This window comes from Amycolatopsis cynarae (assembly GCF_026802195.1).
GTDB lineage: Bacteria > Actinomycetota > Actinomycetes > Mycobacteriales > Pseudonocardiaceae > Amycolatopsis_E > Amycolatopsis_E rhizosphaerae.
In genome coordinates, this window is record NZ_CP113836.1 from 91,246 (window position 1) to 115,918 (window position 24,673).

Below are 24,673 nucleotides of genomic sequence, written 5' to 3' on the forward strand. Positions count from 1 at the left end.
CCGTCGTGGAGCGTGGGGTGGACGAGGTGTTCTCGGCGGCGGGCCCGATCGTCGGGAGTGCGAGTGCGGACGGTGTCACGGTCGAGGTGGGGGTCGGTGGGCGGCTGCGTTCGGTGAAGCTCACCCCGCAGGCCTTGCGGTACGGCGCCCCGTATCTGGCGGAGACCGTGGTGGCGACGGCGGCGAAGGCGACCGCGAAGGCGAACCAGCGGGCACAACAGCTCTACGCGCAGGCGCTCGGCCGCCGCGGGGAACGGGTCGCGGAGGGCCTCGGGCTGACCTACGACCCGAAGCTGCTGGAGGCGGACGACGACTTCGACCGGGACTGGACCCGCGGATGAGCGAGCGCCGCACCACCGAGCGGCTGCTGGCCGACGCCGACGAGCGGTTGCGTGCGACCGAACGGCTGCCGGAGCGGCTGGGGGAGATCCGCGGCTGGGCCCACAACGGCGACGAGAACGTGCGGGTCACGGTCGATGTGCACGGCGGGCTGAAGGAGCTGCGCCTGGACGAATCCGCGCTCGCGCTGGGGGTGGACGAGCTGGGCGCGCAGATCGTCGAACTGGCGCACCGGGCGCAGCGTGCCGCGCTGGCCGAAGGCGTGAACGTGCTCGGTGACGTCCTGGGTGACGCGGCCGCGCTGGACATGATGCGCTCGGCGGGCCTGGCCGACGAGATCGGCCCCGACCCCGAGGTGATCCCCTACACGCCGGGCGTCGACCCGAACGCCCACCGCTGGCGCGTCATTCCGCCCGGGGAGTGAACCGGCGGAGCTCGACCGGGTCGTGGGCGGAGAAGATGCCGACCTCACCGGTGCGCGCGAGTTCCCGAAGACGCTGCTGGTTTTCCACCCGGGGCTGGGCGACGGTCTGGACGCGGGCCTCGAACCGCGCCAGCAGGGGCGGGCAGTGCGGGCGGAACGGGTCGACCTCGCCGTGGAAGAAGTACGCGTCTCCGGCGTGCAGCAGCCATCCGTCGCCGGTGTCGACGGCCACTCCCGCGTGACCGCGGGTGTGCCCGCTCAGCGGGACCAGCAGGATCTCCGGCGGCAGGTCCGCCAACTCGCGCACCGCCTCGAAACCGAACCACGGCTCGCCGTGTTCGGAGTAGGCGCTCCAGCGTGGCCCGTGTTCGAACTGGACCTGCCGGTACCGCGCGCGTTCGGCTTCGTCGCGCGGCGAGCGCAGCGCCCGAAGTTCCTCCGCGTACACGTGGACGGTCGCGTGCGGGAAGTCGGCGAGCCCGCCCGCGTGGTCGAGATCGAGGTGGGTGAGCACGACGTGCCGCACGTCCTCGACGGCGAAGCCGAGCCGTTCGACTTGTTCCTTCGCGGTCTCGCCGGACCGGGGCCGCGGCGCCACGCGCTTGACGAACCGGTCGCCGAGCCAGTCTCGGGGGCTGCGGAGGCTGGGGGTGCCGAAGCCGGTTTCGACGAGTACGAGCTCTTCGCCCGCTTCGATCAGCAGGCAGTGGCAGACCAGTTCGGCGCGGTGGAGGAATCCGCCGCGCCCGTCGATCAGCCGCCCGCCGGGCGGCCGCATCGTTCCCGCGTTGAAGTGGTGCACTTTCATGACGGCTCCGATTCGGTGAAGGTGCGGCGCAGGTGGACGCCGACGGTGTGGAGCGGGGCGAGATCCCGGTTCAGCCGGGCCAGCAGGAGCGCTCCTTCGATCGCGCTGAGCGCGATCACGCTCAACGCTTCCGCTTGCACCGCTTCGGTTCCCCGGTTCTCCAGGTACTCGGCGATGGTCCGCTGCCAGGAGCCGTAGCCGCCGCAGCTGGCGCCGCGGATCGGTTCGCTGGTGGTTCCGGCGTCCATCGCGACCAGTGCGATCGGGCAGCCCCGCTGGAAGCCGGAGGCGGCCAGGCCCTCGGCGAGCGCGGTGACCACGCGTTCGATGGCCGTGCCGGGGTCCGGTGCCTCGGCGAGCAGCGTCTTCAGCCGTTCGTTCAGGCGTTCGGCGGCCACCGTGACCGCTTCGGCGGCCAGCTGCTCCTTTCCGCCGGGGAAGTGGAAGTACAGCGATCCCTTGGGGGCGCCGCCCGCGCTGACCAGCTGGTTCAGACCAGTGGCGTGGTAGCCCTGCTGGTGGAACAGGTCGGCGGCCGTTTCGAGCATGCGCTGCCGGGTGTCGGTCCTGCGAGCCATGGACACAGCCTAACGTAAACTATGACGACCGGTCTAGTTAGTGTTGTGCGAAAGGGACGCGGCAAGCGCCGTATAGATTCGCGGACATGGCTAATCCCACCGGAGAGCAGTTCGAGATCACCCGCGGTGCGGCCCGCGCGGTGGTCACCGAGATCGGCGCGGGGCTGCGGACCTTCGAGATTTCGGGCGTCCCCTACGTCGAGACCTTCGACGCCGAGGCGAAACCCCCGAAGGGCGCGGGACAGGTGCTGCTGCCCTGGCCCAACCGCACCAAGGGGGCGGAGTGGACCTACCAGGGCGAAAAGCAGGTCCTCGAGGTCACCGAAGAGGCGCGCGGCAACGCCATCCACGGCCTGACGCGGCACCGCGAATGGACGCTTGTCGAGCACGCGGAATCGTCGATCACCTTCGAAATCGAGGTCGAGGCGCAGCCGGGCTGGCCGGTGCCGCTGCACGCGCGCATCACCTATGACCTCGCGCCCCGCGCGCTCACCGTCACCCACGAGATGCGCAACGAGGGCGAAACCCCGATCGGGGTCGGGGTGGGCACTCACCCGTACTTCCGCATCGGCGACGTCCCGACCGACGAGCTCACGCTGACCCTGCCCGCGACCCGAGTGCGCCCGTACCTCGCCGAGGCCCAGCTGCCCTACGGCGAGGAGCAGGACGTCGAGGGCACCGAGTACGACTTCCGAACCGGTCGCCCGGTGGGCGAGGTCGACCTCGACACCGCCTTCGGGGGGCTGACCGCGGAACAGGACGGGCGGCACCACCACTACCTTTCCCACGAGGACAGGACCCTGGAGGTCTGGACCGATGCCGACTTCCGGTGGGTCCAGGTGTTCACCCCGGCCGAACTGGTGGGCCGCGGCCGGGCGATCGCGCTGGAACCGATGACCTGTCCCGCCGACGCGCTCAACTCCGGCACGGACCTCATCGAGCTCGACCCGGGTACCTCGTGGACGGGAAGCTGGGGCATCCGGATCCATGGTTGAACCACTTCGCCTGGGTGAGCCGGACGCGGGTGAACTGCTCACCCTGCAACGGGCTTCCTACGTGACCGAAGCGCAGGCGCACGGCGACCTGTTCCTGCCGCCGCTCACCGAAACCCTCGACGAGCTGCGGTCGATGCTGCTGGACTCGGCCGTTTTCGCCTGGGGGATCAGGGAATCCGGCCGCTTGGTGGCCGGGGTGCGGATTCTCGTGCGGGGGGAGACTGGCGAGGTGGGCAGGCTGGTCGTCGCGCCCGACCGGCAACGGCACGGGCTCGGCCGGACGCTGCTGCTCGCCGCGGAGGACCGGTTGCCGCCCGCGGTGACCACCCTGCGGTTGTTCACCGGCGAGCACAGCACCGGCCCGCTGCGGCTCTACCCGCGTCTCGGCTACCGGGAAACCGGGCGAACGCAGGAGAACGGTTACCAACTGGTGCACTTCACGAAGGTTCGTAGCGCATCGCGGCCCTGAGTTCGTTAGCGTGTCGAACCATGGTGAGTGCGATTGTGGGTGGTTACGTCGTGCCGGTCGACGGGGAACCGATCGACGGCGGCACGGTTCTCATCGAGAACGGCAAGATCGTCGCGGTCGGCACGGACGCCGACGTCGACTTCCCGGAGGATGCCGAACTGATCGACGCCGCGGGAGCCTGGGTGCTCCCCGGCTTCCTCGACGCGCACGTCCACCTCGGCGTGCACGAGGAGGGCGAGGGCTGGTCCGGCAACGACACCAACGAGATGACCGACCCCAACGGGGCGCGTTTCCGCGCGATCGACGGGATCGACCCGTTCGAGGTCGGGTTCGACGACGCACTGGCGGGCGGGGTCACCAGCGTGGTGGTCAAGCCGGGCTCGGGCAACCCGATCGGGGGTCGGACGGTCGCGGTGAAAACCTGGGGCCGCACCGCGCTCGACCTCGTGTTCGCCGACGAGGTGAGCGTGAAGAGCGCACTCGGGGAGAACCCGAAACGGGTCTACGGCGACAAGAACCAGACCCCGTCCACCCGGCTGGGGACCGCGGCGATCATCCGCGAGGCCTTCACCAAGGCGCGCAACTACGTGGCGCAGCGCGACCACGCCCGGGCCGAGGGCAAGCCGTTCGACGTGGACCTGACGCTCGAAACGCTCGCGATGGTGCTCGACGGGAAGCTCTACTGGGACCAGCACACCCACCGGGCCGACGACATCGTCACCGCGATCCGGCTGGCCCAGGAGTTCGGCTACCGGCTGGTCGTCAACCACGGGACCGAGGGGCACCTGATCGCGGACGTGCTCGCCGAGCACGACGTGCCGGTGATCCTCGGCCCGCTGTTCACCACGCGCTCGAAGGTCGAGCTGCGCAACCGCACGCTGCGCTCCGCGGGCATCCTGGCCAGGGCGGGGGTGAAGCTGGCGATCACCACCGACCATCCGGTGGTGCCGATCAACTTCCTCGTCTACCAGGCCGCGCTGGCGGTCAAGGATGGGTTGGAGCCCGAGGCGGCGCTGCGGGCGCTGACGGTGAACCCGGCCAGCATGCTCGGCCTGCAGGACCGTGTCGGATCGCTCAGGCCGGGGCTCGACGCCGACGTGGTGATCTGGTCCGGTGATCCGCTGGACGTGATGAACCGCGCGCTGCGGGTGTTCATCCGCGGCCGGGAGGTGTACCACTTCGACGAGGCACGCGGCGAGGGCGTCGTCGAGGACCGCCGCTACCGCGAAGCCTGAGGCGTTTGCCGTGCCGTGAAGGGTCCCTTCACAGTCGGCAGGGCCAGGGCCCTGTTCGTGTCAGGGGCGTGCCCTCAAGGCGACCTTGAGGGCGTTTATGACCCTGAAGGCGACCTTCAGGGCACAGGAAAGAGCGCCAGGCTCCCGGGCAAGAGCCCGGCGCTCTGAGGGAACCTCAACGCAGACCGAATGTGGGACACAAGCGCCGGAACGTGGGACTCGGGCTGGAAGGTGCCGACGCTGCTGTGAAGGGACCCTTCACGGCCAACGCCGCAAGCCGCGGGGTCAGGACTTCTTCAGGGCGCGGGCGATGACCATGCGCTGGATCTGGTTCGTGCCTTCGAAGATCTGCGGCACCTTCGCCTCGCGCATGTACCGCTCCACCGGGAAGTCGCGGGTGTAGCCGGCGCCGCCGAGGACCTGCACGGCGTCGGTGGTGACCTTCATGGCCGCGTCGGTGGCGATCAGCTTGGCCACCGAGGCCTGGCGGCCGAAGGGCAGGCCGCGGTCCCGGCGGCGGGCCGCGTCGAGGTAGGTGGCGCGGGCCGAGTCGACCGCGGCGGCCATGTCGGCGAGCAGGAACTCCAGGCCCTGGAACTCGATGATGGGCCTGCCGAACTGGGTGCGCCCCTTGGCGTAGGCCACCGCCTCGTCGAGCGCCGCCTGGGCCAGACCGACCGCGCAGGCGGCGATCCCGAGCCGTCCGGAGTCCAAAGAGGACAGCGCGATGCGCAGTCCCGCGCCCTCGCCGCCGATCAGCCGGCCTGCGGGCACCGCCGCGTCGGAGAAGATCATCTGAGCGGTGGTCGACCCGGTGAGGCCCATTTTCCGCTCGGGCGGTGCGGCGGCCATGCCGGGTGTCGCCCCGTCGATCAGCAGGCACGAGATCGCGCCCGTGGGACCGTCGCCGGTGCGCACCATGGTGGTGTAGAAGTCGGCCTGCCCGCCGTGCGTGATCCACGCCTTGGTGCCGTTGACGACGTAGTGATCGCCGTCCAGCCGGGCCCGGGTGGACAGCGCCGCGGCGTCGGAGCCGGCGTGCGGTTCCGAGAGCGCGTAGGCGCCGAGAAGCTGCCCCTCGAGCATCCCCGGCAGCCAGCGGTCGCGCTGCTCGTCGGTGCCGTGGTGGGCGAGTGCGAAGCACGACATCGTGTGGACCGACAGCCCGACGCCGACCGACATCCACGCCGCGGCGATCTCCTCCAGGACCTGCAGGTACACCTCGTAGGGCACCTCGCCGCCGCCCCAGCGCTCCGCGTACGGCAGCCCGAGCAGGCCCGACTTGCCCAGCAGCCGGAACTGCTCACGGGGGAAGCGCTCTGCCTCCTCGTACTCGGCGGCCAACGGCTTGAGTTCGTCGCGGGCGAGTTCGGCTGTCAGCTTCAGCAGCTCCTCGGCCTCACGGTTCGGCAGTAGGCGTTCGACCGGCATGACAGCCTCCGCATCTGTACTCGACACAGTACTATGTAATCGTCCAGAGTACAGCACATACGGTGTTCCGATGGCAGATCGCATCCCTCTTCGCACCCAGGGAAGCCGGCAATTGACCGCCCGTCAGCGTGCGCTGCTCGCCGAGCTGGAGGAGCTGTTCCTCGCCGAGGGGTTCATCCACTTCACCCTCGACGACCTGGCCGCGAAGATGCACTGCTCGAAGTCGACGCTGTACGCGCTGGCGCCCAGCAAGGAGCAGCTCGCCGTCCGCGTGGTGGCGCACTTCTTCAAGGGGGCGGCCGAGCTGCTCGACGAGCGGATAGCGGGGATCTCCGACGCCCGCGAGACCATCGGCACCTACCTCGCGGGGATCGCCGAGTACCTGCACCGCGCCTCTCCGGAGTTCATGCGCGACATCAACGACTTCGCTCCCGCGCGCGACGCCTACGAGCTGAACAGCCGGGCCGCCGCGGCGCGGATCCGCTCGTTCATCGCCCGCGGTGTCGACGACGGTGTGTTCCGCGAAGTGCACGCTCAGCTCATCGCGGAGATGGCCGCGGTGCTCGTCGAAAGCATCCAGAGCGGGGTGGTGGGCGCGCGGGCCGGCGTGTCGGACGCGGAGGCGTTCACGGCGCTGTCGGAGCTGCTGCTCGATGGCCTGGCCTCACGCGATCGGGCTAGCATCACCTCGTGATCGTGGTGGGTGGTGAGGCGCTGGTCGATCTGGTGCCAGGGGAATCCATAGTGGACAGCGGACTGACCTCGCTGCTGCCGAGGCTCGGGGGCGGTCCGTACAACGTGGCACTGGCGGCCGGGCGGCTCGGAGAGCCCACCGCCTTCCTGTCCCGGCTCTCGGAGGACCGCTTCGGGCAGGCGCTGCGAAAGCGACTGACGGCGTCGAATGTCGACATATCGCTGCTGCAGAGCGGGCCGGAACCCACCACGTTGGCGGTGGTGGCGCTCGACGAGCGGGGCGCCGCGAGCTACACCTTCTACACCGAGGGCACCGCCGACCGGTTCGTCGCCGACCCCGGACCGCTGCCCGAAGGGGTGTCCGTGCTCTGCCTGGGCACGCTCGGCCTCGTGCTCGAGCCCGGCGCGAGCGCCTACGAAGCCGTCCTTCGCCGCGAGTCGGCCCGCGGGGTGCTCACCGCGCTCGACCCGAACATCCGCGCGGACCTCATCGCCGACCCCGGCGCCTACCGGGAGCGGTTCCTGTCCTGGCTGCCGGACGTGCGCCTGCTGAAACTGTCCGACGAGGACGCCTCGTGGCTCGCCGGGGGAATCGACCCGGACGAGGCGGCCAAGCGCTGGCTCGCGGCCGGGGTGGACGCCGTCGTGCTCACGAAGGGCGCCCAGGGAATCGCGGTGCGTACTCGCGAACTCGAAGTCGGCGTGCCGTCGGCCCCCGTGAAGGTGAAGGACACCATCGGGGCGGGTGACACCGTGCAGGGCGCATTGCTCGCCTGGCTGCACAACCGGAATGTGGGCGCCATCACCGATCTCGGGGTGGCGGAATGGCGTTCCGCGCTCGCCTATGCGGCGAAAGCGGCGTCCGTCACAGTCTCCCGCAGCGGGGCCGAGCCGCCGACCGCCGCGGAAATGGTGTGAAACTGATCCCAACGGTTTGCTGTGGGTAACACAATGGCTGCGCGAAGGCCACTCGTTCGACTAGCGTGAGGGGAGAATTCATACCCCAGCGGGGCGGTGTGCGGCGAGGCCAATTCCCGGTCGCGCGCGAACAAATGGCTGTCTGCGTAACCTGCAGGCGCCGCCGACCCGTGTGACCGTGAGAGGGACTTGCATGTCCGACGCGACTGCGGCGTCCGGCGGCAGCACGGTATCGCTGCGCCTGCCGAACGGCGAGTACGAGCTTAAGGTGGTCAACGCCGTCGAGGGTGCTCCCGGTATCGAACTGGGGAAGCTGCTGGCGTCGACGGGGTACATCACTTACGACCCGGGTTTCGTCAACACGGGCTCCACGTCGTCGGCTATTACCTACATCGACGGTGACGCCGGCATTCTCCGTTACCGTGGTTATCCCATCGAGCAGCTGGCCGAGCACTCCAGCTTTATCGAGGTCTCCTACCTGCTGATCTACGGCGAGCTGCCGACGGCCACGCAGCTGGAGGAGTTCACCCAGAAGATCAACAGGCACACCCTGTTGCACGAGGACCTGAAGCGGTTCTTCGACGGCTTCCCGCGTGACGCGCACCCGATGCCGGTGCTGTCCAGCGCGGTGTCCGCCCTGTCCACCTTCTACCAGGACTCGCTCAACCCGTTCGACGAACCGAACGTCGAGCTGTCCACCGTTCGCCTGCTGGCGAAGGTCCCCACCCTGGCCGCCTACGCCTACAAGAAGTCGATCGGCCAGCCGTTCCTCTACCCGGACAACTCGCTCGGCCTGGTGGAGAACTTCCTGCGGATGACCTTCGGGCTGCCCGCGGAGCCGTACGAGATCGACCCCGAGGTCGCCAAGGCCCTCGACCTGCTGTTCATCCTGCACGCCGACCACGAGCAGAACTGCTCGACGTCGACGGTGCGCCTGGTCGGCTCGTCGGAGGCGAACCTGTTCGCCAGCATCTCCGCGGGCATCATGGCCCTGTTCGGCCCCCTGCACGGCGGCGCGAACAGCGCGGTGCTGGAGATGCTGGACGGCATCAAGGCCTCCGGCGGGAACGTCTCCGAGTTCGTCAACCGGGTGAAGAACAAGGAGAAGGGTGTCCGCCTGATGGGCTTCGGGCACCGGGTCTACAAGAACTACGACCCGCGCGCCAAGATCATCAAGGCCACCGCGGACCGGATCCTCAACAAGCTCGGCGTCAACGACGAGTTGCTCGACATCGCCAAGACGCTCGAGGAAACCGCGCTCTCCGACGACTACTTCGTGGAGCGCAAGCTGTACCCGAACGTCGACTTCTACACCGGTCTGATCTACCGGGCGCTCGGCTTCCCGACCAAGTACTTCACGGTGCTGTTCGCCCTGGGCCGTCTCCCCGGCTGGATCGCGCACTGGCGCGAGATGATCAACGACCCGGCCACCAAGATCGGCCGTCCTCGGCAGATCTACACCGGCGAGAAGCAGCGCGACTACTCGCCGATCTCCGAGCGCTGATCGTTTTCGGCGTTCTTCGCACGAGTGCCCTCTCTCGAACCGGGAGAGGGCACTTTCGCGTGTAGGGGGTGACGGGCGCGTGCCTCAAGGCGACCTTGAGGGCGTTTATGACCGGCTAGTTCCCGAGTTGCTGGTGGATCCAGTCGGCGACCACGTCGATCCTGGCGAGGGTCTCGTTGCCCGGCTGGGGGCAGTCCGGGCCCGCGTCCTCGATCGCCACCAGCACGCCGTGTACTTGGTCGCTGGAGACGAAATACGGCGAACCGGAATCGTCGGGGCACGGGCTGTTTTCCACGGTCCGCGCCGCAAGCGGCTGCGCTTCGTAGGTGCTCGAGTGGATCGCCGAGATGGCGAAGCGGCCCCGTTTGAGGTGGTCGGTCTGCTGGATGACGGTGGCCGAGAGCGAGCCCCAACCCGCGAACTCCAGTTGCTTGCCGACCGCCGCCTTCTGGTCGTCGAGCGTCAGCGGGATGATGTCGGTGATCGGGGTGTCGAGCTTGGCCACGGCGAGGTCGTTGAGCGGAGACTGGCGGACGTCCACGACCTGCCTGGTGGCGCCCCCGGAGTCGCTGTCCTTGTTCTTGCCGACCACGACGGTCATGTGATACTTCGGCCTGCCTCCGACCCGGTTGTCCCGCAGATCGTGGAAACAGTGTCCGGCCGTGATGACCCAGCCGCTGTCGATCAGCGCGCCGCTGCAGCCGCCGGTTCGCACGCCGCCGCCCTCGACGGGGATGTCGTGAGAGGTGAGCTTCGCGTTGAAGGGCAAAACGGCGTTCGGGATCGGCGGGGAGGTCAGCGTGGCAGGCGAGGACGCGGGTTCTCCGACGCCGGCGGGCTCACCCTGATCCTTCCCCTGCCCTTGCGCGCCGACCGCCTGCGCGGGCAGGTCGGCGGCGTGCACCTGGTTCCGGCTGGAGGCGGTGTAGAGCCCAGCGCCCGCCGCGCCCACCGTGACGGCAACCGCCAGGGCGAACTGCCTGCCGAACCCGCGGGTTTTCGAACTTCGTTTCACCTTGTTTACGACGGCTGAGACCCCTCGTTCGGTTCTGGCACTATGACTCTGGACACTAGAGTGAAACGATGGTTTCCGGAATCGGCGCGGCGATTCTGTGGTTTCGCCGGGATTTGCGACTGGGAGACCATCCTGCGTTGCTGAGCGCACTGGCACGGACACGACGGGTACTCGCCCTGTTCGTGCTCGACGACGTGCTGCTCGCCCGGGCGGGAGCGGCCCGCGCCTCCTTCCTCGCCGAATGCCTGCGCGCGCTCGACGGGCAGTTGGGTGGCCGCCTGCTGGTGGTCCGGGGCGATCCCGTGCACGAGGTGCCGAAGATCGCCGAGGAGTTCGGTGCCGTCAGTGTGCACGTGAGCGCCGACTTCGGGCCGTACGGTACGCGCCGCGACCGAGCGGTCGAAAAGGAGCTCGGCCGCCGGGGGATCGGCTGGGTGGCCGAGGGTTCGCCGTATGCGATCCCGCCGGGCACGATCACCAAGCCCGACGGCGAGCCCTACCGGGTGTTCTCCGCCTACTACCGGTCCTGGCTGCGGCATGGCGTCCCGCCGCCGTACGGTGGATCCCCGTCCGGAAGATCCACAGTGGACTGGCTCGACCCCGGGCGCGAATCGGTCTTGCCCGCCGCACCCGGACGTGACGGGCCGGTGCTGCCGCCCGCGGGTGAAGCGGCGGCGAACCGGATTTGGCGGCGATTCCTGCGTGCGGGCCTGGACGGGTACCACACCGCCCGCGACCGCCCGGACCTGCCGGGCACCACCCGGCTCTCACCCCATCTGCACTTCGGATGCCTCCACCCGCGGTCGCTGCTCGCCGATCTGGCGGAGCGTTCCGGCCCCGGCGCCCAGGCGCTGACGTCCGAGCTGGCCTGGCGGGAGTTCTTCGCGGACGTCCTGTGGCACCGGCCCGACGCGGCGCGGCACAACTACGACCGCCGTTTCGACGGAATGGACTACGACCACGACCCCGAGGCCTTCGAGCGGTGGTGCGAGGGCCGCACCGGATTCCCGATCGTCGACGCCGGGATGCGCCAGTTGCTTGCCGAGGGCTGGATGCACAACCGCGTGCGCATGATCGCGGCCAGTTTCCTGGTCAAGGACCTCCACCTGCCCTGGTGGTGGGGAGCGCGGCACTTCCTGCGCCACCTCCTCGACGGCGACCTGGCCGCCAACCAGCTGAACTGGCAGTGGGTCGCGGGCTCCGGCACCGATGCCGCGCCCTATTTCCGGATCTTCAACCCCACCGCGCAGGGGGAGCGATTCGACCCGCACGGCGACTACGTCCGCCGGTACGTGCCGGAACTGCGTGCCGTGCCCGGAAAGGCCGTGCACCGGCCCTGGCGGCTGCCGGAACCGCCCACGGGCTACCCGGCGCCCATGGTGGACCACGCCCACGAACGCCAGGTCGCCCTCGAACGGTTCGGCCGGATCAGCCGAGCAGCGCGGACTTGAGGCCGAGCCTGCTGCCGGTGTGCAGCACCGCGTTGCGGTAGACGCGGGAGCCCAGCCAGGTCACCACGGCCGTGGTGAGCAGCGTCAGCACCAGGGTCAGCGCGATCTCCCAGCCCGCGGCCGCACCGGTGGCGATCCGGCCCGGCATCAGGATCGGGGAGAACAACGGGATCAGCGACAGGGTGCGGACCGTGCCGCCGGTGGGGTTCTGCAGCAGTACGTTGAAGCCCACCACGAACCCGATCATCAGCACCATGCTGACCGGGGTGATCACCGAGGCCGCGTCCTCCTGGCGCGAGACCAGGGAACCGGCCGCCGCGTACACCGTGGCGTAGAGGAAGAAACCGAGGACGTACCAGAGGATTCCCCAGGCGACGGTGCCTGCCGCGACCCCGGCGAGGGTCAGCACCCCGGTGGCCTGGGCCATGCCGAGTCCCGCGGCGGCGAGGATGAGGATCTGGACCAGGCCGACCAGGCCGAGCCCGAGCACCTTGCCGAGCATCAGCTGCCATGGCCGCACCGTGGACAGCAGGATCTCCACCACGCGGCTCGCCTTCTCCTCCACCACGCCCTGCGCCACGAAGGCTCCGTAGGTCTGGATGCCGAAGAACAGCAGGAAAACCGTGATCAGGCCGATCGCGAGGCGCTGGCCGCGCCCCGGGTCCGGCGGTTCGACGGTGGTGACCCCGACCTGGGTGGCGTCGACCTCGCGCATCACCAGCGCCGGATCCTGGCCCGCTTCCAGCAGCTTCGCGTCGAGCACCTGCTGCCGCGAGACGCCGTTCAGCGCCGCCCGCAGCTGATTGTCCAAATCGGACTTCACCAGCACCTGGAGATCGGCGGCACTGCCGGACACGAGCAGATCGAGATCCCCGTCGGCCACTCGCGCGCGCCCGTCGGCCGGGTTGAGCACCACGGTGGTTTCCACGTCCTTGCCCGCCGCGGCCCCCGCGGCCTTCAACTGGGCCGCGATGCCGATGGCCTGCCCGGTGAGCCCGATCTTCGCCTTGTTGGCGTGGCCGAACAGGCTGGCCTGCAACAACAGGTAGCCGGCGAGGATCACCAGTATGACGGCGGTGCCGACGACGAAGGACCGCGTGCGCAGCCGGGTGTTCAGTTCCCGGCGGGCGATCAGGCCGATCGCCCTGAGCGGGGTGACGGGATGCGGTGTGGTCATTTCGGTTCCCCTGCGACGACGTTGCGGAACAGCTCGGCGAGGCTCGGCCGCAGCCTCCGGAACTCGCGCACCGGGCCGGTGGCGGTGGCGGCGGCGAGCACCAGCTGGTCGTCCACCTCCGGGGCGAGCTCCAGCACCGTGTGCGCCGGCTCCTCGCTGACCACCTGCACCCCCGGCAGTTCCTTGGCCCAGCCGGGACGGGCCTGTGGCGCCGAGACGATCAGCTGGGCGCTCGCCCCGGCGGTCAGCTGATCGACCGAACCGCAGGCCACCAACCGTCCACTGCGGATGATGCCGATCCGGTCGCACAGCCGCTCGACCAGGTCGAGCTGGTGGCTGGAGAACAGCACCGGCACCCCGGTCGCGGCCTTCTCCCGGAGCACGCCGCTCATCACGTCCACCGCGATCGGGTCGAGTCCCGAGAACGGCTCGTCGAGCACGAGCACCGCCGGATCGTGGACGAGTGCGGCCGCGAGCTGGACGCGCTGCTGGTTGCCGAGGCTCAGTTTCTGCACCTCGTCCAGCCGCCGCGGCGCGAGCCCGAGGCGGGAAATCCAGGTCTCGGCGCTCTTGTGCGCGGCGTTGGTGCTCAACCCGTGCAGCTCGGCGAGGTACACCAGTTGGTCGAGCACCTTCATCTTCGGGTACAGACCGCGCTCCTCCGGCATGTACCCGAAGCGGGTGCGGGTCTCGTGCGTGATCGGCGAGCCGCCGAACCGCACCTCCCCGGAATCGGCGGCGAGCACGCCGAGCGCGATGCGCATCGTGGTGGTCTTGCCCGCACCGTTGCTGCCGACGAAGCCGAACAGTTCCCCGGCGCGGACTTCGAACGAGACGCCGTCCAGTGCGACCTTGTCACCGTAGCGTTTGGACACTTGGCGGATTTCCAGTTCAGGCAACGCGATCCTCCGGGTCGTCGTCGGGCAGCGTCCAGCCGAGGATAATCGCCGGAACCGATCCGCCCAGCATGAGCAGTGCGGCGAGCATCATCGCGCCGCGCAACGCCGCGTTCTCCAGGTGGCTGATCGCGAGCAGGTAGCCAAGGCCCAGCACCATCAGCGTGGCGAGGGCCTGGTAGCCGAAATAGCTCACGCGGTGGCGCAACTCGCGTTCGCGCTCGTCGAGCAGTGCGGAGAACGAGCTGCACATCTTGCCGGTCAGGACACGCAACAGGACGAAGGACGCGAGCCACGCCAGGTAGCTCGCGAACCAGAAGGTGAAGAACCACGGGTTCGGAGCCGGGCCCATCAGGGCCGCGTCGGCGATCATCACCAGGCTCGCGGCGATCAGCACCGTGGTGAGCGTGCGGCGGTGCCGCCGGGTGCGCCAGCCGGGGAGCATCCGGGAACGCCGGATTTCCCGGCGCTCCAGATGATCCAGGAAGCGTTCCCACACGCGCTGGCTGGTGACGTTCATCGTTCCCCCTTGCCGTAAACCTGGGTGGACAGTGGTGCGAACGGCTCGCGGTTGAACACCGCCTCGACCGGGAGGCCGAACACGGCGCAGATGCGCAGGGCGAGATCGAGGCTCGGGTAGTGGTCGCCCCGCTCCAGTGCGCCGATGGTCTGCGGGTTGACCTCGACCGCCTCGGCCAGCTCCGCCCGGCTCAGACCCCGCTCCGCCCGGAGCACCGGCAGGCGGTTGTAGATCGGCAGCTCTTTGCCACGTCTCACCGGACTCATACAACGTATCGTTGCAAAAACCCAATGCTACTGCAAGGGGCCACGCGCTATCAGGGCACGTCCGAGTTCAGGGGTGGAGCGCGGAATCCAGTTGGCGGGCCAGCTCGGCCAGGAGTGCCTCTTCGGGCACGTCGGCGGTGGCGGGGCGGAAGGACAGCACGAAGGACTGGACCACCAGCAGCACGGCGCGGGCCTGCGTGGCGAGTTCGCCAGCGCGAACCGAACCGTCCCGGTGGCCTGCCGCCAGCAGCGCGGTGATGAACCGCTCGCCCACCTGCTGCGTGCCGCCGAACCTCTCGACGAGATAAGGCAGCAGCAGTTCGGCATCCACGTCGATCACCGTGCGCATCAGCTCGTCCTCGTTGAGCAGCCGGATCGCGGCGACGGCACTGCGGACCAGCCGCTGCCGCGCGTTGCCCGCTTCGGCGCCTTCGGCCATCGCCTGCTGCAACAGCGCCCCGAACTCCCTGGTCATCAGGGCGGAGAGGACGCTGTGCACGTCGGGGAAACGCCGGTACAAGGTCATCCTGCTGACCCTTGCGGTCCTCGCGATCTCGGCGAGGGTGGCGCGCCGCAGACCCACCGCGAGGACGCATTGCCGCGCGGCGTCGAGCAAAAGGTCGTCGGCGACGCGGGCGGTGCTCTGCCGGGCCCGGGTATGGGCGAGGTTGGATGCGCGTGCAGATGAACGTGCAGCAGACTCCGGCGGGGACGAGGGGGACCGGTCTTGTCCGACCGCGGTGTGACCGTCATCGTCCATGTGTCGTTGTCACCGTGCCCTCTTCGGTTCCAGGCGGGCGATATTAGACCATTGGACGGCAGGCCTCGGCGCCGCGGCGGAATTGCCGTCGCGTCCAGGGTCTTTTGTCACCTTCCGGCGAGGTTTTGTTCGCCTGCCCGTCGGATCCGGCGTGGCGAGGCCGGATCAGGAGAACTCCACCACGCTCCGGAGCACCTCACCCTTGTGCATGCGCTCGAAGGCGCGTTCGACGCCATCGAGGGGGATCCGCTCGGTCACGAACTTTTCCAGTGGCAGCCGGCCCTGCAGGTAGAGGTCGACCAGCATCGGGAAGTCGCGGGAAGGCAGGCAGTCGCCGTACCACGAGGACTTGAGCGAGCCGCCCCGCGAGAAGAAGTCGATCAACGGCATGTCGTCGAGTCGCATTTCCGGCGTGGGCACGCCGACCAGCACCAGCGTCCCGGCGAGGTCCCGCGCGTAGAACGCCTGTTTCCAGGTCTCCGGACGGCCCACCGCGTCGATCACCACGTCCGCGCCGAAGGAATCGGTGAGCTCCTGAATGGCCTGGACCACGTCGTTCTGGCCGAGGCCCCGCGAATTGATCGTGTGGGTGGCGCCGAACCCCTTGGCCCACTCCAGTTTCCGGTCGTCGGTGTCCACCGCGATGATCGTGCGCGCGCCCGCGAGGTGCGACCCCGCGATCGCGGCGTCCCCGACCCCGCCGCAGCCGATCACCGCCACCGTGTCGCCGCGGCCGACCGCGCCGGTGTTCAGCGCCGCCCCGAGCCCGGCCATCACCCCGCAGCCGAGCAGGCCCGCCACCGCGGGTTCGGCCTCGGGGCTGACCTTCGTGCACTGCCCGGCGTGCACCAGCGTCTTCTCCAGGAACGCGCCGATGCCCAGTGCCGGGGTGAGCCTGGTGCCGTCGGCCAGCGTCATCGACTGGCTCGCGTTGTGGCTGTTGAAGCAGTACCAGGGTCGGCCGCGGCGGCAAGCCCGGCAGGTGCCGCAGACCGCGCGCCAGTTGAGGATGACGAAGTCGCCCGGCGCCAGGTCGGTGACGCCCGGGCCGACCTGCTCGACGTAACCCGCCGCCTCGTGCCCGAGGAGGAACGGGAACTCGTCGTTGATCCCGCCCTCGCGGTAGTGCAGGTCGGTGTGGCAGACCCCGCACGCCTTGACCGAGACCACCGCCTCGCCCGGCCCGGGATCGGGCACGATCACCGTCTCGAGCGAGACCGGCTCGCCCTTCGCGCGGGAAACGACTCCCTGCACCTCGTATGGCATCTGCGCTCACCCCTCCGGATGACTCGGCCGATCCTCTCTTCGCAGCTTGCCACGAAACGGGTGCCGCCCGCGACAGCGGCCGGGAAGGGTGTCAGGTCAGTTCGAGGAGGCCTGGTCGCGGCCGGGGGTGATGATGTAGGCGACCCCGCCGCTGCCGCCTGCCACGGCGCCACTGGCCGTGTAGCGCTTGGTCCGCAGCCAGACGGTTTCGAACTGGGCTCGCTTGTACACGGTGCGCACGTTGGCGTCGCTGTTGGACGCCGGGTCGTTCGTGATCACATCGCCGTCCGCGGTGAAGCCTACGACCACCATCAGGTGTCCCGCAGTGCCGTAGCCCGCGCCGTCGAGTTCGTCGGCCCGGAACGACTGCGAAGTGATCACCGGGATGCCGTGCGCGATGTAGTCCTCGAGTTCGTTCAGCGAGTGCAGCCGCGTGACGTGGCCGTGGAGGCCGAACTCGGCCGCGTAGGCGGTGTTGAACGGCCAGTTTCCGGTGCCCTCGTAGGAGTAGTCGTAGGTGTAGCGCGCGGCGTAGTCGACGGTGCGGTCCACGTAACCGGACGGGATCCAGGACATGTCTTCTTCCCGGGGGCGGCGGCCCCAGTATTCGACGACCATTTCGGTGGACGTGGGGCTGCACCAGTTCTCGCCGCCGCCACCGTACTCCGGGAAGTGTCCTTTGTGGAGGTTCTGGGCGTAGGCCGGGACGGGCAGTTCGATCCCGCGCGCCTTGCCGGGACGGGAGGCGGGCACCTCGAAGCGGTCGGGGATCGCCGAGGTCATCGCGCCCACCGTGGCGAGCATCGGGCTCGCCCCGCTGCCCACCTCGCGGTAGAGGCTCACGCGCAGGCGGTACGAACGCAGCGTCACGCCGGGCTTCATGACCAGGGTGTCCACGCTGACCTCGGCGTCGGCGTCGTCCTGGCCGTCCACGCTGGTGCGCCGGATGCCGGTGTCCCCGCTGGCCCAGCGGCCCATCACGTACCAGGCGGTCTCCGCGCCGGTTTCCGTCTCGCCCTGCGCCTCGACCTGCAGCCAGGTCTTGTCGGGGGTCCGCGCGTTCCACGACGCGATCAGTTCGGTGGCCCCGAATCCGTGCCGGTAGACCGGCGAGGTCCACTGCCCGTATTCGTAGTCCTTGCCCTCGTAGGCCAGGGTGCCCGCGGGCCTGCCGAGGCCCAGCCCGCCGGGCACGGCCACCACCCCCGAGAACGCGCCCGCATGGAAGGCCGGGCCGGACCATTCGTGGTAGTTCACCGGTGCGGTGGCCGGACGGCCCGGACGAGCCTCGGCGGTCGGGAGGGCGGTCACCGTCGCCATCATCGCGACGGTGACCAAGCTGAACAGGCGGCCTGCGCGCATCCGGGTCATGGCGTGATTCTCGCCCCCGCCAGCAGTGGTGTAAACCATTTGCCTACTAACGGCGCATCCCGCGCGCCCTACAGAACGGCCTGGCTCTGCGTCACCTTGGCCACGAGCCTGCCCTCGTCGTCGTGGATCTCGGTTTCGACCACGATCACGCGCCGCCCGGCCTGCAGCGGCTTCGAGGTCGCGGTGGCGTACCCCTCGCGGAGGCCGCGCAGGAAGTTCGTCTTCGATTCGATGGTCGTCGTGCCCTGCGCCCCCTCCGGCAGGTTGAGGAAGGCGCACACCGCCGCGGTGGCATCCGCCAGCGACATCAGCACCCCGCCGTGGAGCATGCCGCCCAGCGTGCACAGCGAGTCCTCCCACGCCAGTCGCGAGACGACGGCGTCCTTCCCGTGCCGGAGCACCTCCACGCCCAGCCGCTTGGTGAACGGCATGGTCTGGTGGAACAGTGCGGTGCCCGCTTCGTCGAGTTCACTCATGCGGCTCAGCGTAGGGGGTGCACGACCAGCAGTTCGGTGTTCCGGTCGGCCGCCGCGCCGAGGCGGTCGAGTTTGGCGTGGATGTCGTTGTAGGACAGTTCCCGGTACAGCGAGGCCAGTGCGGGCAGTGACCGGTTTCCGTAGTCCACCGAGTAGGGCGCATCGGCCTCGATGAGCGTGGTGAACAGCGACAGCGTGCCGTCCCCGTTGTCGGCCACCTCGATCGCACGCGCATGCTGGGGGAAGTCGATGTGCGAGGCGGTGTTGATCTCCCAGAAGCCCTGCGCCGGGGTCTTGCCGGGATGTGCGGTGATCTTGTTGAGGTGGGTGTGCCCGTTGACCCAGGCCAGCACGTTCGGGAACCGGTGCAGCAGGGCGACGAACGTGTCGCCGTTCAGGCGCGGTTCGAGCGGGTGCCGGGCGTCGGGCAGCAGGTTGCCCATGGTGGTGGAGGTGTGGTGGCTGAACAGGACGAACAGTTCGTCGGTCACCTGGTGGTGGACCTTGTTGCCCCAGAAGTCGTAGTAGGTGGAACTGCCGCGGGTAAGCGTCTTCTCCACCCACAGGTACTGCTGCAGCCCGATCGAGCCGTCCGCGAAACCGCCGAGCGTGGTGGTGTCCAGGCTGATCCCGGTGATGCCGGGGGCGATCCGGAACGTGTAGTAGACGTTCACCCCGTCGGCGTTGTTGCCGGTGAAGCCGTGGCCCTCCGGGCCGGGACCGGTGTTGGCCGCGTCGAGGTGGGCCTGCACGAACTCGGCGGTGGTGAACGGCCTGCGCCGGCCGTCGGGCGTGATCTCGCGGACCACGCCGCCGCCGAACAGTTCCGAGACGGGGACGGTGGCGCCGGGCGTCTTGATCGCGGCGGCCAGTTTCGCGGTGGTGCTCTCGTCCTTGCCGATGACCTTGTAGCGGCCGGTGTACCACTCGGCGAGGCCGGGGATGCCGTCCGGCAGGGTCCCGACGACGCTGTCGTCGTGGTTGCCGAAGGTGCAGTACCACGGGACCTTCAGCCCGGCCGAGGTGAAACTCGCGCCCGCGGCGGTGAGCAGGCCGGGGATCTGCGGGAAGCCCTTGGCCGTGTAGGCGTCGCCGCCCAGCGGTTCGTCCGGATTCCAGAACAGCGGGGAGCCGGAGGCCTGGACGCCCTCGTAGCGGGTGGGGTCGCCCGAACTCGGGGTGATCGTGCCGCCGTTGAGCAGCTTGAGGAACCAGTCGAGTTCGAGGTGCTCGTGGTTGTCGGTGTTGTCGCCCGTGGTCATCACGAAGTCGAACGGCCTGCCGGTGAACGGACCGAGGCGGAGGTTGTTGACCCGGCCGACGAGCGCGGCGGTGGCCGCGGTGCCCAGCGTCTCCTGCGGGCGGTGCGCGGAGCCGATCAGGTCGTGCAGGTATTCGAAGCGCGCCGGGCTTTCGGTGTCGGTGATGTGCAGGTCGGTGAACTGCACGAACGAGGCCAGCCCGGTCCGCCGGTCGTCGCGGCCGGTCCGGCCCGCGACCAGGTCCTCACGGACGACGAGCGGCCAGCCGGGGCCGGCGGTGAGGCGGGTGTAAGCGCTTCCCGGAGTGGCGGGGGTGGCCGCGGAAGCCAGTGTCGTCCCGGTCGTGCGCACCGCGCGCTTCGCGCTCGCCGCCGGGGCGGCCAGCATCAGCCCGAGCCCCGCAAGCCCCGATGCCGCCACGAATCCGCGCCTGGAAATCATGCCCATCCCACGCCACCTCTCCTGGTCGGCGGAAAGCCTGCCGGGAGAGGCTAACGAGGAGATGACCTTCAGAAGAGCAAAACGCGAAAACTAGTCGCATTTCCACTCGTTCGGAGGGCCGTGAAGGGTCCCTGCACAGTCGAATCGACTGTGCAGGGACCCTTCACGGCTCGCCTGGGGCGAGGTCCGGCCCGGGAAAGCGCGTTCAGAAGTGGGTGATGTCGAGCTTGCCTTCGAGGTTGAGGGCGCGCAGGCGCTTCTTGTCGAACTTGCCGACGGAGGTCTTCGGGACCTCGTCGATGAAGGTCCAGTGCTCCGGCAACTGCCACTTGGCGACCTTGTCGCTGAGGTACTCGCGCAACTCGGACGCGGTGATCTGCTGGCCATGGCGCACCACGACCGCCACCAGCGGCCGCTCGTCCCACTTCTCGTCCGGCACGCCGATCACCGCCGCCTCCGCGACCGCCGGGTGGCTCATCACGGTGTTCTCCAGGTCCACCGACGAGATCCACTCACCGCCGGACTTGATCACGTCCTTCGCGCGGTCGGTCAGGGTGAGGAAGCCGTCCGAGCTGATCTTGCCGACGTCCCCGGTGCGCAGCCAGCCCTCGTGGAACTTCTCCGGGTCGATGTCCGAGCCGCCGTAGTAGGACGCGGCGATCCACGGGCCCTGTACCTCCAGTTCGCCCACGGATTCGCTGTCCCACGGCAGTTCCTTGCCCGAATCCCCGATCAGCCGCGCCGACACGGAGGCCGGGAACCGGCCCTGCGTGTAGCGGTACTGCCACCGCCGTTCGCCCGTCGCGTCCGCGGGCGGGCGCGCCACGCTGCCCAGCGGCGAGGTCTCGGTCATGCCCCACGCGTGCAGGATCGGCACGCCGTAGCGCTCCTCGAAGGCGTGCATCATCGACGGCGGCGCCGCCGACCCGCCCACCACGACCTCCCGGAGATGGGAGATGTCCTGCGGGTTCGCGTCGAGGTGCTGCAGCAGGCCCTGCCAGATGGTGGGCACCGCGGCCGCGAAGGTCGGCTTCTCCGCGGCGAGGATCTCCGCGATCGGCCCCGGCTGCAGGAACCGGTCGGGCATCACCAGCGACGCGCCGATCATCAGCGCGGCGTAGGGCAGGCCCCACGACATCGCGTGGAACATCGGCACGATGGCCAGCGCCTTGTCGCTTTCCGCCAGCCGCATGCTGTCGGTCATGCAGACCTGCATCGAGTGCAGCCAGATCGAGCGGTGCGAGTAGGCCACGCCCTTCGGGTCGCCGGTGGTGCCGGACGTGTAGCACATCGCGGCGGCGGAGCGCTCGTCCACCTCGGGCCAGTCGAAGGTGTCCGGCTGGCCGGCCAGCAACTCGTCGTAGGAGTGGACCTCGATGCCCGCGGGTGCCTCCAGCGCCATCGCGTCGCCGTTGGCGACGATGACGTGCCGGACCGTCTTCATCTCGGCCAGGTGCGGGGCCAGCAGCGGCACCAGCGTCCCGTCGACGATGATGACCTGGTCCTCGGCGTGGTTGGCGACGAAGGTGAGCTGCTCGGGGAAGAGCCGGATGTTGAGCGTGTGCAGCACCGCGCCCATCGCCGGGATCGCGCAGTAGGCCGCCATGTGTTCGGCGTTGTTCCACATGAAGGTGCCCACCCGCTGGTCCCCGGTCACCCCGAGGCTACGCAACGCGTTCGCCAGTTTCGCCGCGTGCGCGCCGAGCTGGGCGAAGGTCTCGCGCCGGGTGCCGGACCCGGTCCAGGTCGTGATCGTGCTGGTCGCATGCACCTTGCTGCCGTGTCGCAAGAGGGTCGAGATGGAGAGATGGCCGTCCTGCATGGTGCTCAACATGGGGCAGCTCCACGGGTCGATTCGTCGTTGAACGGGTGTTGCCTGCGACTGTAGGTCGTCGTCGCGGCCGCCACCAGAACCGGATTCGCGGCTTCCGCCCCCGCCCCGTCCGGGCGAGTGCGCGCGTGTCGGTTTCGCGGCATCGGCCCAGGTGGCGTTTACTGGGGCCGTGGACCAGATGGCCTGGCCAGCGCTTGCGCGTGCAAGCATCCGCTGGGTGCCGGGTCGTCGCCGCGAGAGCGGATATCCGATACAGGAAGGACTAGTACGTTGGCTCTGCCCACGTTGACACCGGAGCAGCGCGCGGAGGCCCTGGCCAAGGCCGCCGAGGCCCGCAAGGCGCGCTCCGAGCTGCTCGCGTCGATCAAGTCCGGAAAGCAGAGCATCGACAAGGTGCTGCTCAAGGCCAAGGAAGACAAGACCATCGGCAAGACGAAGGTGACACAGCTGCTCAAGGCCGTGCCCGGCCTCGGTGCCGTGAAGGTCGCCGCGCTGCTGGAGCAGGCGGGAATCGACCCCGACCGGCGTGCCGCCGGTCTCGGCGAACGCCAGCGCGAAGCGCTGATCGACGCGCTCAAGTAGGGCGCGTCGGCGGGCACGTGACGTACTTCGCGCCGCGTGCCCGCCGGAGTGCACCGCATAATGGTCGAGTGGACGCGAGAGAGCTGCTCGAGCAGTACACACCCGGGGACTTCTTCTTCGGCACCGCCGACCGCACGATTCTCGGCACCGGATCCGTCCACAGCTTCACCGACACCGACGCCTTCGCGCTGAGCGACGCCGTCCAGGCCGTGCTGGCCGAATCCGGTGCCGCGCTCGCGGTCGGCGTGCTGCCCTTCGACACCGCGGCCACGGCGGGTCATGTCGTGGTACCGCGGATCACGCGCATCGCCGGTCCCGTCCGGGTGGCCGACCGGAAACCCGTGGGCGCCCCGGTGGCGGTGCGCGCGGTTCCCGAGCCCGTCCGGCACGTGGAGGCCGTGGCCCGCGCGGTGGCCGAGCTGCAGGCCCGCGGCATGCGCAAGGTCGTCCTAGCCAGGGCGCTCGACCTGGAGTTCACCGAGGACGTGCCCGCCAAGGCGATCCTGCACAACCTCGTCAAGGACAAGGCGGGCGGCTACACCTTCGCGGCGAGCCTGCCGCAGGGGCGCCAGCTCATCGGCGCCACCCCTGAACTGCTGCTGTCCCGCAGGGGGGACCAGGTGATCTGCCATCCTCACGCCGGTTCCGCGGCCCGCTCCGCCGACCCGGTGACCGACCGGGAGAACGGGGAGAGCCTGGCCCGCTCCCGCAAGGACCACATCGAGCACGGAGTGCTGATCGAGGCGCTCGTGGAGACGCTGCGTCCCTTCTGCAGCAGTCTCGACGTGCCGCGGGAGCCCGCGCTGGTGTCCACGCCGACCATGTGGCACCTCGCGACCAGGGTGACCGGACGACTGGCCGACCGCGACGTGACCGCCCTGCACCTCGCCGCGGCGCTGCATCCCACCCCGGCCATCTGCGGTTCCCCGACCGAGGCGGCCCGCACGCTGGTGGGTGAGCTGGAGCCGTTCGACCGGGGGTACTACGCGGGCGCGGTCGGCTGGATGGACGCCGCGGGTGACGGCGAGTGGGCCGTGTCGATCCGCTGCGCCGAGGTCTCGGAGCGCTCGCTGCGCCTGTACGCGGGTGGCGGGATCGTGCCCGCCTCCGACCCGAAGGCCGAACTGGACGAGACCTCGGCGAAGTTCCAGACCCTGCTGCGCGCCATGGGTCTCGACCTGGACCTCTAGACCAGCGCCTCCTGCGCGGCGGGAAGAGGGCAATGCGGGACCGCTCCGGGGTCAGGGGGTCCAGTGGTGTTCGGTCACGTGGAGGTCTTCGGCGGTGAGGACGGCGACGGCGGCGCGGTAGCCCTCGCCGGGGTCGAGGTCGGACAGGCGGGTGGTGGCCGGGTCGAGTGCCGCGTCGCCGGAGGCGGCGAGCCGCCCGCCGTCGAGCGTGATGCTCCGCAGTGGGATCCGCAGGCCCTTCCCAGTCGCCTTCATCAGCGCCTCTTTCCTTGTCCAGTAACGGAAAAAGGCGGCGGTGCGTTCGGCGGCGCCGAGCCCGGCCAGTGTCTGCTGCTCGGTTTCGTTCAAGGCGTAGGAAATCAGCGAGTCGTCGGCCCGGCGGGTGGCGCTTTCGACGTCGAGGCCGACCGGCGCCCCGGCCACCGCGAGGCCGATCCGGTCACCGGAATGGGAGATCGAGAACTCCGTTCCCGGCAGCCGCGGCTTGCCGTGCGGCTTCCCGCAGTCGTCGCACGTGGCGTCGAATCGCACGTCGGCGGGGGCGAGGCCGAGGCGCTGCCCGAGGACCGTCTTGGCCAGCACGCGCCCGGTGAGGAACCGCCGCTGGTCGATGTCCTGGCGGTAGGCGCGGTGCCGTTCCTGCTCCAGGGGGTCCAGGAGGGCGAGGAAACGGGGCTCGCCGGGCAGCGGTGCCGCCCACCACACGGTGCATTCGATCACCGCTCCAACCTACGCCGTGGGCGAAATCCCGGGCACCCGTAAATCCTTCCCT

General features: G+C 69.5%; 26 protein-coding genes. 11 read left to right on the plus strand and 15 right to left on the minus strand.

Annotation, left to right across the window (positions count from 1 at the left end; translation table 11 throughout):
* Positions 1-5 precede the first annotated feature (5 nt).
* Together ORV05_RS00475 and ORV05_RS00480 are read left to right on the plus strand one after the other, a co-directional pair.
* The gene (locus ORV05_RS00475) at positions 6-341 is read left to right on the plus strand and encodes a YbaB/EbfC family nucleoid-associated protein (RefSeq protein ID WP_268756464.1); all 336 of its coding nucleotides are present in this window, start codon (positions 6-8) and stop codon (positions 339-341) included.
* Positions 338-763 (plus strand): YbaB/EbfC family nucleoid-associated protein, encoded by a 426-nt coding sequence (locus ORV05_RS00480; RefSeq protein WP_268756465.1) that lies wholly within the window; start codon positions 338-340, stop codon positions 761-763. Before ORV05_RS00475 ends, ORV05_RS00480 begins: the two co-directional genes overlap by 4 nt.
* Here ORV05_RS00480 and ORV05_RS00485 read toward each other — a convergent pair.
* Complete coding sequence (locus ORV05_RS00485; RefSeq protein ID WP_268756466.1) at positions 744-1,571, minus strand: MBL fold metallo-hydrolase; 828 nt, start codon at positions 1,569-1,571, stop codon at positions 744-746. The genes ORV05_RS00480 and ORV05_RS00485 overlap by 20 nt on opposite strands.
* Positions 1,568-2,149, minus strand: a complete 582-nt coding sequence (locus ORV05_RS00490; RefSeq protein WP_268756467.1) for a TetR/AcrR family transcriptional regulator — start codon at positions 2,147-2,149, stop codon at positions 1,568-1,570. Before ORV05_RS00490 ends, ORV05_RS00485 begins: the two co-directional genes overlap by 4 nt.
* An 86-nt stretch (positions 2,150-2,235) precedes the next feature.
* Here ORV05_RS00490 and ORV05_RS00495 point away from each other — a divergent pair, with 86 nt between their 5' ends.
* The 3 genes from ORV05_RS00495 to ORV05_RS00505 are packed head-to-tail and all read left to right on the plus strand — an operon-like array spanning position 2,236 to position 4,848.
* On the plus strand, positions 2,236-3,144 hold the full coding sequence (locus ORV05_RS00495; RefSeq protein WP_268756468.1) for an aldose 1-epimerase family protein: 909 nt from the start codon (positions 2,236-2,238) through the stop codon (positions 3,142-3,144).
* Positions 3,137-3,613, plus strand: coding sequence for a GNAT family N-acetyltransferase (locus tag ORV05_RS00500; RefSeq protein ID WP_268756469.1), 477 nt, complete (start codon positions 3,137-3,139; stop codon positions 3,611-3,613). The genes ORV05_RS00495 and ORV05_RS00500 overlap by 8 nt, the downstream gene beginning before the upstream one ends.
* 20 nt (positions 3,614-3,633) lie before the next feature.
* On the plus strand, positions 3,634-4,848 hold the full coding sequence (locus tag ORV05_RS00505) for an amidohydrolase (RefSeq protein WP_268756470.1): 1,215 nt from the start codon (positions 3,634-3,636) through the stop codon (positions 4,846-4,848).
* Between the two features lie 285 nt (positions 4,849-5,133).
* Here ORV05_RS00505 and ORV05_RS00510 read toward each other — a convergent pair whose 3' ends face one another.
* Positions 5,134-6,279 (minus strand): acyl-CoA dehydrogenase family protein, encoded by a 1,146-nt coding sequence (locus ORV05_RS00510; RefSeq protein ID WP_268756471.1) that lies wholly within the window; start codon positions 6,277-6,279, stop codon positions 5,134-5,136.
* A gap of 70 nt (positions 6,280-6,349) precedes the next feature.
* On the opposite strand from ORV05_RS00510, the gene ORV05_RS00515 reads away from it, so the two are divergent.
* The 3 genes from ORV05_RS00515 to ORV05_RS00525 all read left to right on the plus strand — a co-directional run bounded on the left by ORV05_RS00515 (position 6,350) and on the right by ORV05_RS00525 (position 9,394).
* Positions 6,350-6,973 (plus strand): TetR/AcrR family transcriptional regulator, encoded by a 624-nt coding sequence (locus ORV05_RS00515; RefSeq protein WP_268756473.1) that lies wholly within the window; start codon positions 6,350-6,352, stop codon positions 6,971-6,973.
* Positions 6,970-7,890, plus strand: coding sequence for a carbohydrate kinase family protein (locus tag ORV05_RS00520; protein ID WP_268756474.1), 921 nt, complete (start codon positions 6,970-6,972; stop codon positions 7,888-7,890). The genes ORV05_RS00515 and ORV05_RS00520 overlap by 4 nt, the downstream gene beginning before the upstream one ends.
* Before the next feature lie 193 nt (positions 7,891-8,083).
* Entirely contained in the window at positions 8,084-9,394 is a 1,311-nt protein-coding gene (locus tag ORV05_RS00525) for a citrate synthase (protein ID WP_268756475.1), read from the plus strand.
* Between the two features lie 115 nt (positions 9,395-9,509).
* On the opposite strand, the gene ORV05_RS00530 is transcribed toward ORV05_RS00525, so the two are convergent.
* Entirely contained in the window at positions 9,510-10,409 is a 900-nt protein-coding gene (locus ORV05_RS00530; RefSeq protein ID WP_268756476.1) for a S1 family peptidase, read from the minus strand.
* Between the two features lie 68 nt (positions 10,410-10,477).
* On the opposite strand from ORV05_RS00530, the gene ORV05_RS00535 reads away from it, so the two are divergent.
* The gene (locus ORV05_RS00535; protein ID WP_268756477.1) at positions 10,478-11,860 is read left to right on the plus strand and encodes a cryptochrome/photolyase family protein; all 1,383 of its coding nucleotides are present in this window, start codon (positions 10,478-10,480) and stop codon (positions 11,858-11,860) included.
* Here ORV05_RS00535 and ORV05_RS00540 read toward each other — a convergent pair.
* The 10 genes from ORV05_RS00540 to ORV05_RS00585 all read right to left on the minus strand — a co-directional run bounded on the left by ORV05_RS00540 (position 11,838) and on the right by ORV05_RS00585 (position 22,129).
* Positions 11,838-13,037: an ABC transporter permease gene (locus ORV05_RS00540; protein ID WP_268756478.1), complete on the minus strand. Its 1,200-nt coding sequence runs from the start codon at positions 13,035-13,037 to the stop codon at positions 11,838-11,840. The two genes, ORV05_RS00535 and ORV05_RS00540, sit on opposite strands and share 23 nt — an antisense overlap.
* Positions 13,034-13,936 carry an ABC transporter ATP-binding protein gene (locus ORV05_RS00545; protein ID WP_407652659.1) on the minus strand — a complete coding sequence of 301 codons (903 nt, stop codon included), beginning with the start codon at positions 13,934-13,936 and terminating at the stop codon, positions 13,034-13,036. The genes ORV05_RS00540 and ORV05_RS00545 overlap by 4 nt, the downstream gene beginning before the upstream one ends.
* Entirely contained in the window at positions 13,929-14,453 is a 525-nt protein-coding gene (locus ORV05_RS00550) for a hypothetical protein (RefSeq protein ID WP_268756479.1), read from the minus strand. The genes ORV05_RS00545 and ORV05_RS00550 overlap by 8 nt, the downstream gene beginning before the upstream one ends.
* The gene (locus ORV05_RS00555; protein ID WP_144586430.1) at positions 14,450-14,719 is read right to left on the minus strand and encodes a helix-turn-helix transcriptional regulator; all 270 of its coding nucleotides are present in this window, start codon (positions 14,717-14,719) and stop codon (positions 14,450-14,452) included. Before ORV05_RS00555 ends, ORV05_RS00550 begins: the two co-directional genes overlap by 4 nt.
* 67 nt (positions 14,720-14,786) lie before the next feature.
* Positions 14,787-15,479: a TetR/AcrR family transcriptional regulator gene (locus ORV05_RS00560; protein WP_407652660.1), complete on the minus strand. Its 693-nt coding sequence runs from the start codon at positions 15,477-15,479 to the stop codon at positions 14,787-14,789.
* Between the two features lie 165 nt (positions 15,480-15,644).
* On the minus strand, positions 15,645-16,745 hold the full coding sequence (locus tag ORV05_RS00565) for an S-(hydroxymethyl)mycothiol dehydrogenase (RefSeq protein WP_268756480.1): 1,101 nt from the start codon (positions 16,743-16,745) through the stop codon (positions 15,645-15,647).
* 96 nt (positions 16,746-16,841) lie between these two features.
* Complete coding sequence (locus tag ORV05_RS00570) at positions 16,842-18,116, minus strand: C39 family peptidase (RefSeq protein WP_268756481.1); 1,275 nt, start codon at positions 18,114-18,116, stop codon at positions 16,842-16,844.
* A gap of 68 nt (positions 18,117-18,184) precedes the next feature.
* Positions 18,185-18,592, minus strand: a complete 408-nt coding sequence (locus ORV05_RS00575; RefSeq protein WP_268756482.1) for a PaaI family thioesterase — start codon at positions 18,590-18,592, stop codon at positions 18,185-18,187.
* 5 nt (positions 18,593-18,597) lie between these two features.
* Complete coding sequence (locus tag ORV05_RS00580; protein ID WP_268756483.1) at positions 18,598-20,301, minus strand: TIGR03767 family metallophosphoesterase; 1,704 nt, start codon at positions 20,299-20,301, stop codon at positions 18,598-18,600.
* 199 nt (positions 20,302-20,500) lie between these two features.
* On the minus strand, positions 20,501-22,129 hold the full coding sequence (locus ORV05_RS00585; RefSeq protein ID WP_268756484.1) for a long-chain fatty acid--CoA ligase: 1,629 nt from the start codon (positions 22,127-22,129) through the stop codon (positions 20,501-20,503).
* 270 nt (positions 22,130-22,399) lie between these two features.
* On the opposite strand from ORV05_RS00585, the gene mihF reads away from it, so the two are divergent.
* Together mihF and ORV05_RS00595 are read left to right on the plus strand one after the other, a co-directional pair.
* Complete coding sequence (gene mihF / locus ORV05_RS00590) at positions 22,400-22,711, plus strand: integration host factor, actinobacterial type (protein ID WP_268756485.1); 312 nt, start codon at positions 22,400-22,402, stop codon at positions 22,709-22,711.
* A 68-nt stretch (positions 22,712-22,779) separates the two neighbouring features.
* Positions 22,780-23,901 (plus strand): isochorismate synthase, encoded by a 1,122-nt coding sequence (locus tag ORV05_RS00595; protein ID WP_268756486.1) that lies wholly within the window; start codon positions 22,780-22,782, stop codon positions 23,899-23,901.
* A gap of 51 nt (positions 23,902-23,952) precedes the next feature.
* Here the strand turns inward: ORV05_RS00595 and ORV05_RS00600 are convergent, their stop codons facing one another.
* On the minus strand, positions 23,953-24,621 hold the full coding sequence (locus ORV05_RS00600) for a 4'-phosphopantetheinyl transferase family protein (protein WP_268756487.1): 669 nt from the start codon (positions 24,619-24,621) through the stop codon (positions 23,953-23,955).
* Between the last annotated feature and the right edge of the window lie 52 nt (positions 24,622-24,673).

Coding starts and splice junctions, on each gene's coding strand:
- ORV05_RS00490 (WP_268756467.1), bottom strand. CDS start 2,149: ATGGCTCGCAGGACCGACACCCGGCAGCGCATGCTCGAAACGGCCGCC.
- ORV05_RS00580 (WP_268756483.1), bottom strand. CDS start 20,301: ATGGGCATGATTTCCAGGCGCGGATTCGTGGCGGCATCGGGGCTTGCG.
- ORV05_RS00565 (WP_268756480.1), bottom strand. CDS start 16,745: ATGCCATACGAGGTGCAGGGAGTCGTTTCCCGCGCGAAGGGCGAGCCG.
- ORV05_RS00560 (WP_407652660.1), bottom strand. CDS start 15,479: ATGGACGATGACGGTCACACCGCGGTCGGACAAGACCGGTCCCCCTCG.
- ORV05_RS00505 (WP_268756470.1), top strand. CDS start 3,634: ATGGTGAGTGCGATTGTGGGTGGTTACGTCGTGCCGGTCGACGGGGAA.
- ORV05_RS00480 (WP_268756465.1), top strand. CDS start 338: ATGAGCGAGCGCCGCACCACCGAGCGGCTGCTGGCCGACGCCGACGAG.
- ORV05_RS00495 (WP_268756468.1), top strand. CDS start 2,236: ATGGCTAATCCCACCGGAGAGCAGTTCGAGATCACCCGCGGTGCGGCC.
- ORV05_RS00510 (WP_268756471.1), bottom strand. CDS start 6,279: ATGCCGGTCGAACGCCTACTGCCGAACCGTGAGGCCGAGGAGCTGCTG.
- ORV05_RS00540 (WP_268756478.1), bottom strand. CDS start 13,037: ATGACCACACCGCATCCCGTCACCCCGCTCAGGGCGATCGGCCTGATC.
- ORV05_RS00485 (WP_268756466.1), bottom strand. CDS start 1,571: ATGAAAGTGCACCACTTCAACGCGGGAACGATGCGGCCGCCCGGCGGG.
- ORV05_RS00550 (WP_268756479.1), bottom strand. CDS start 14,453: ATGAACGTCACCAGCCAGCGCGTGTGGGAACGCTTCCTGGATCATCTG.
- ORV05_RS00535 (WP_268756477.1), top strand. CDS start 10,478: ATGGTTTCCGGAATCGGCGCGGCGATTCTGTGGTTTCGCCGGGATTTG.
- ORV05_RS00555 (WP_144586430.1), bottom strand. CDS start 14,719: ATGAGTCCGGTGAGACGTGGCAAAGAGCTGCCGATCTACAACCGCCTG.
- ORV05_RS00570 (WP_268756481.1), bottom strand. CDS start 18,116: ATGACCCGGATGCGCGCAGGCCGCCTGTTCAGCTTGGTCACCGTCGCG.
- ORV05_RS00515 (WP_268756473.1), top strand. CDS start 6,350: ATGGCAGATCGCATCCCTCTTCGCACCCAGGGAAGCCGGCAATTGACC.
- ORV05_RS00585 (WP_268756484.1), bottom strand. CDS start 22,129: ATGTTGAGCACCATGCAGGACGGCCATCTCTCCATCTCGACCCTCTTG.
- ORV05_RS00575 (WP_268756482.1), bottom strand. CDS start 18,592: ATGAGTGAACTCGACGAAGCGGGCACCGCACTGTTCCACCAGACCATG.
- ORV05_RS00525 (WP_268756475.1), top strand. CDS start 8,084: ATGTCCGACGCGACTGCGGCGTCCGGCGGCAGCACGGTATCGCTGCGC.
- ORV05_RS00500 (WP_268756469.1), top strand. CDS start 3,137: ATGGTTGAACCACTTCGCCTGGGTGAGCCGGACGCGGGTGAACTGCTC.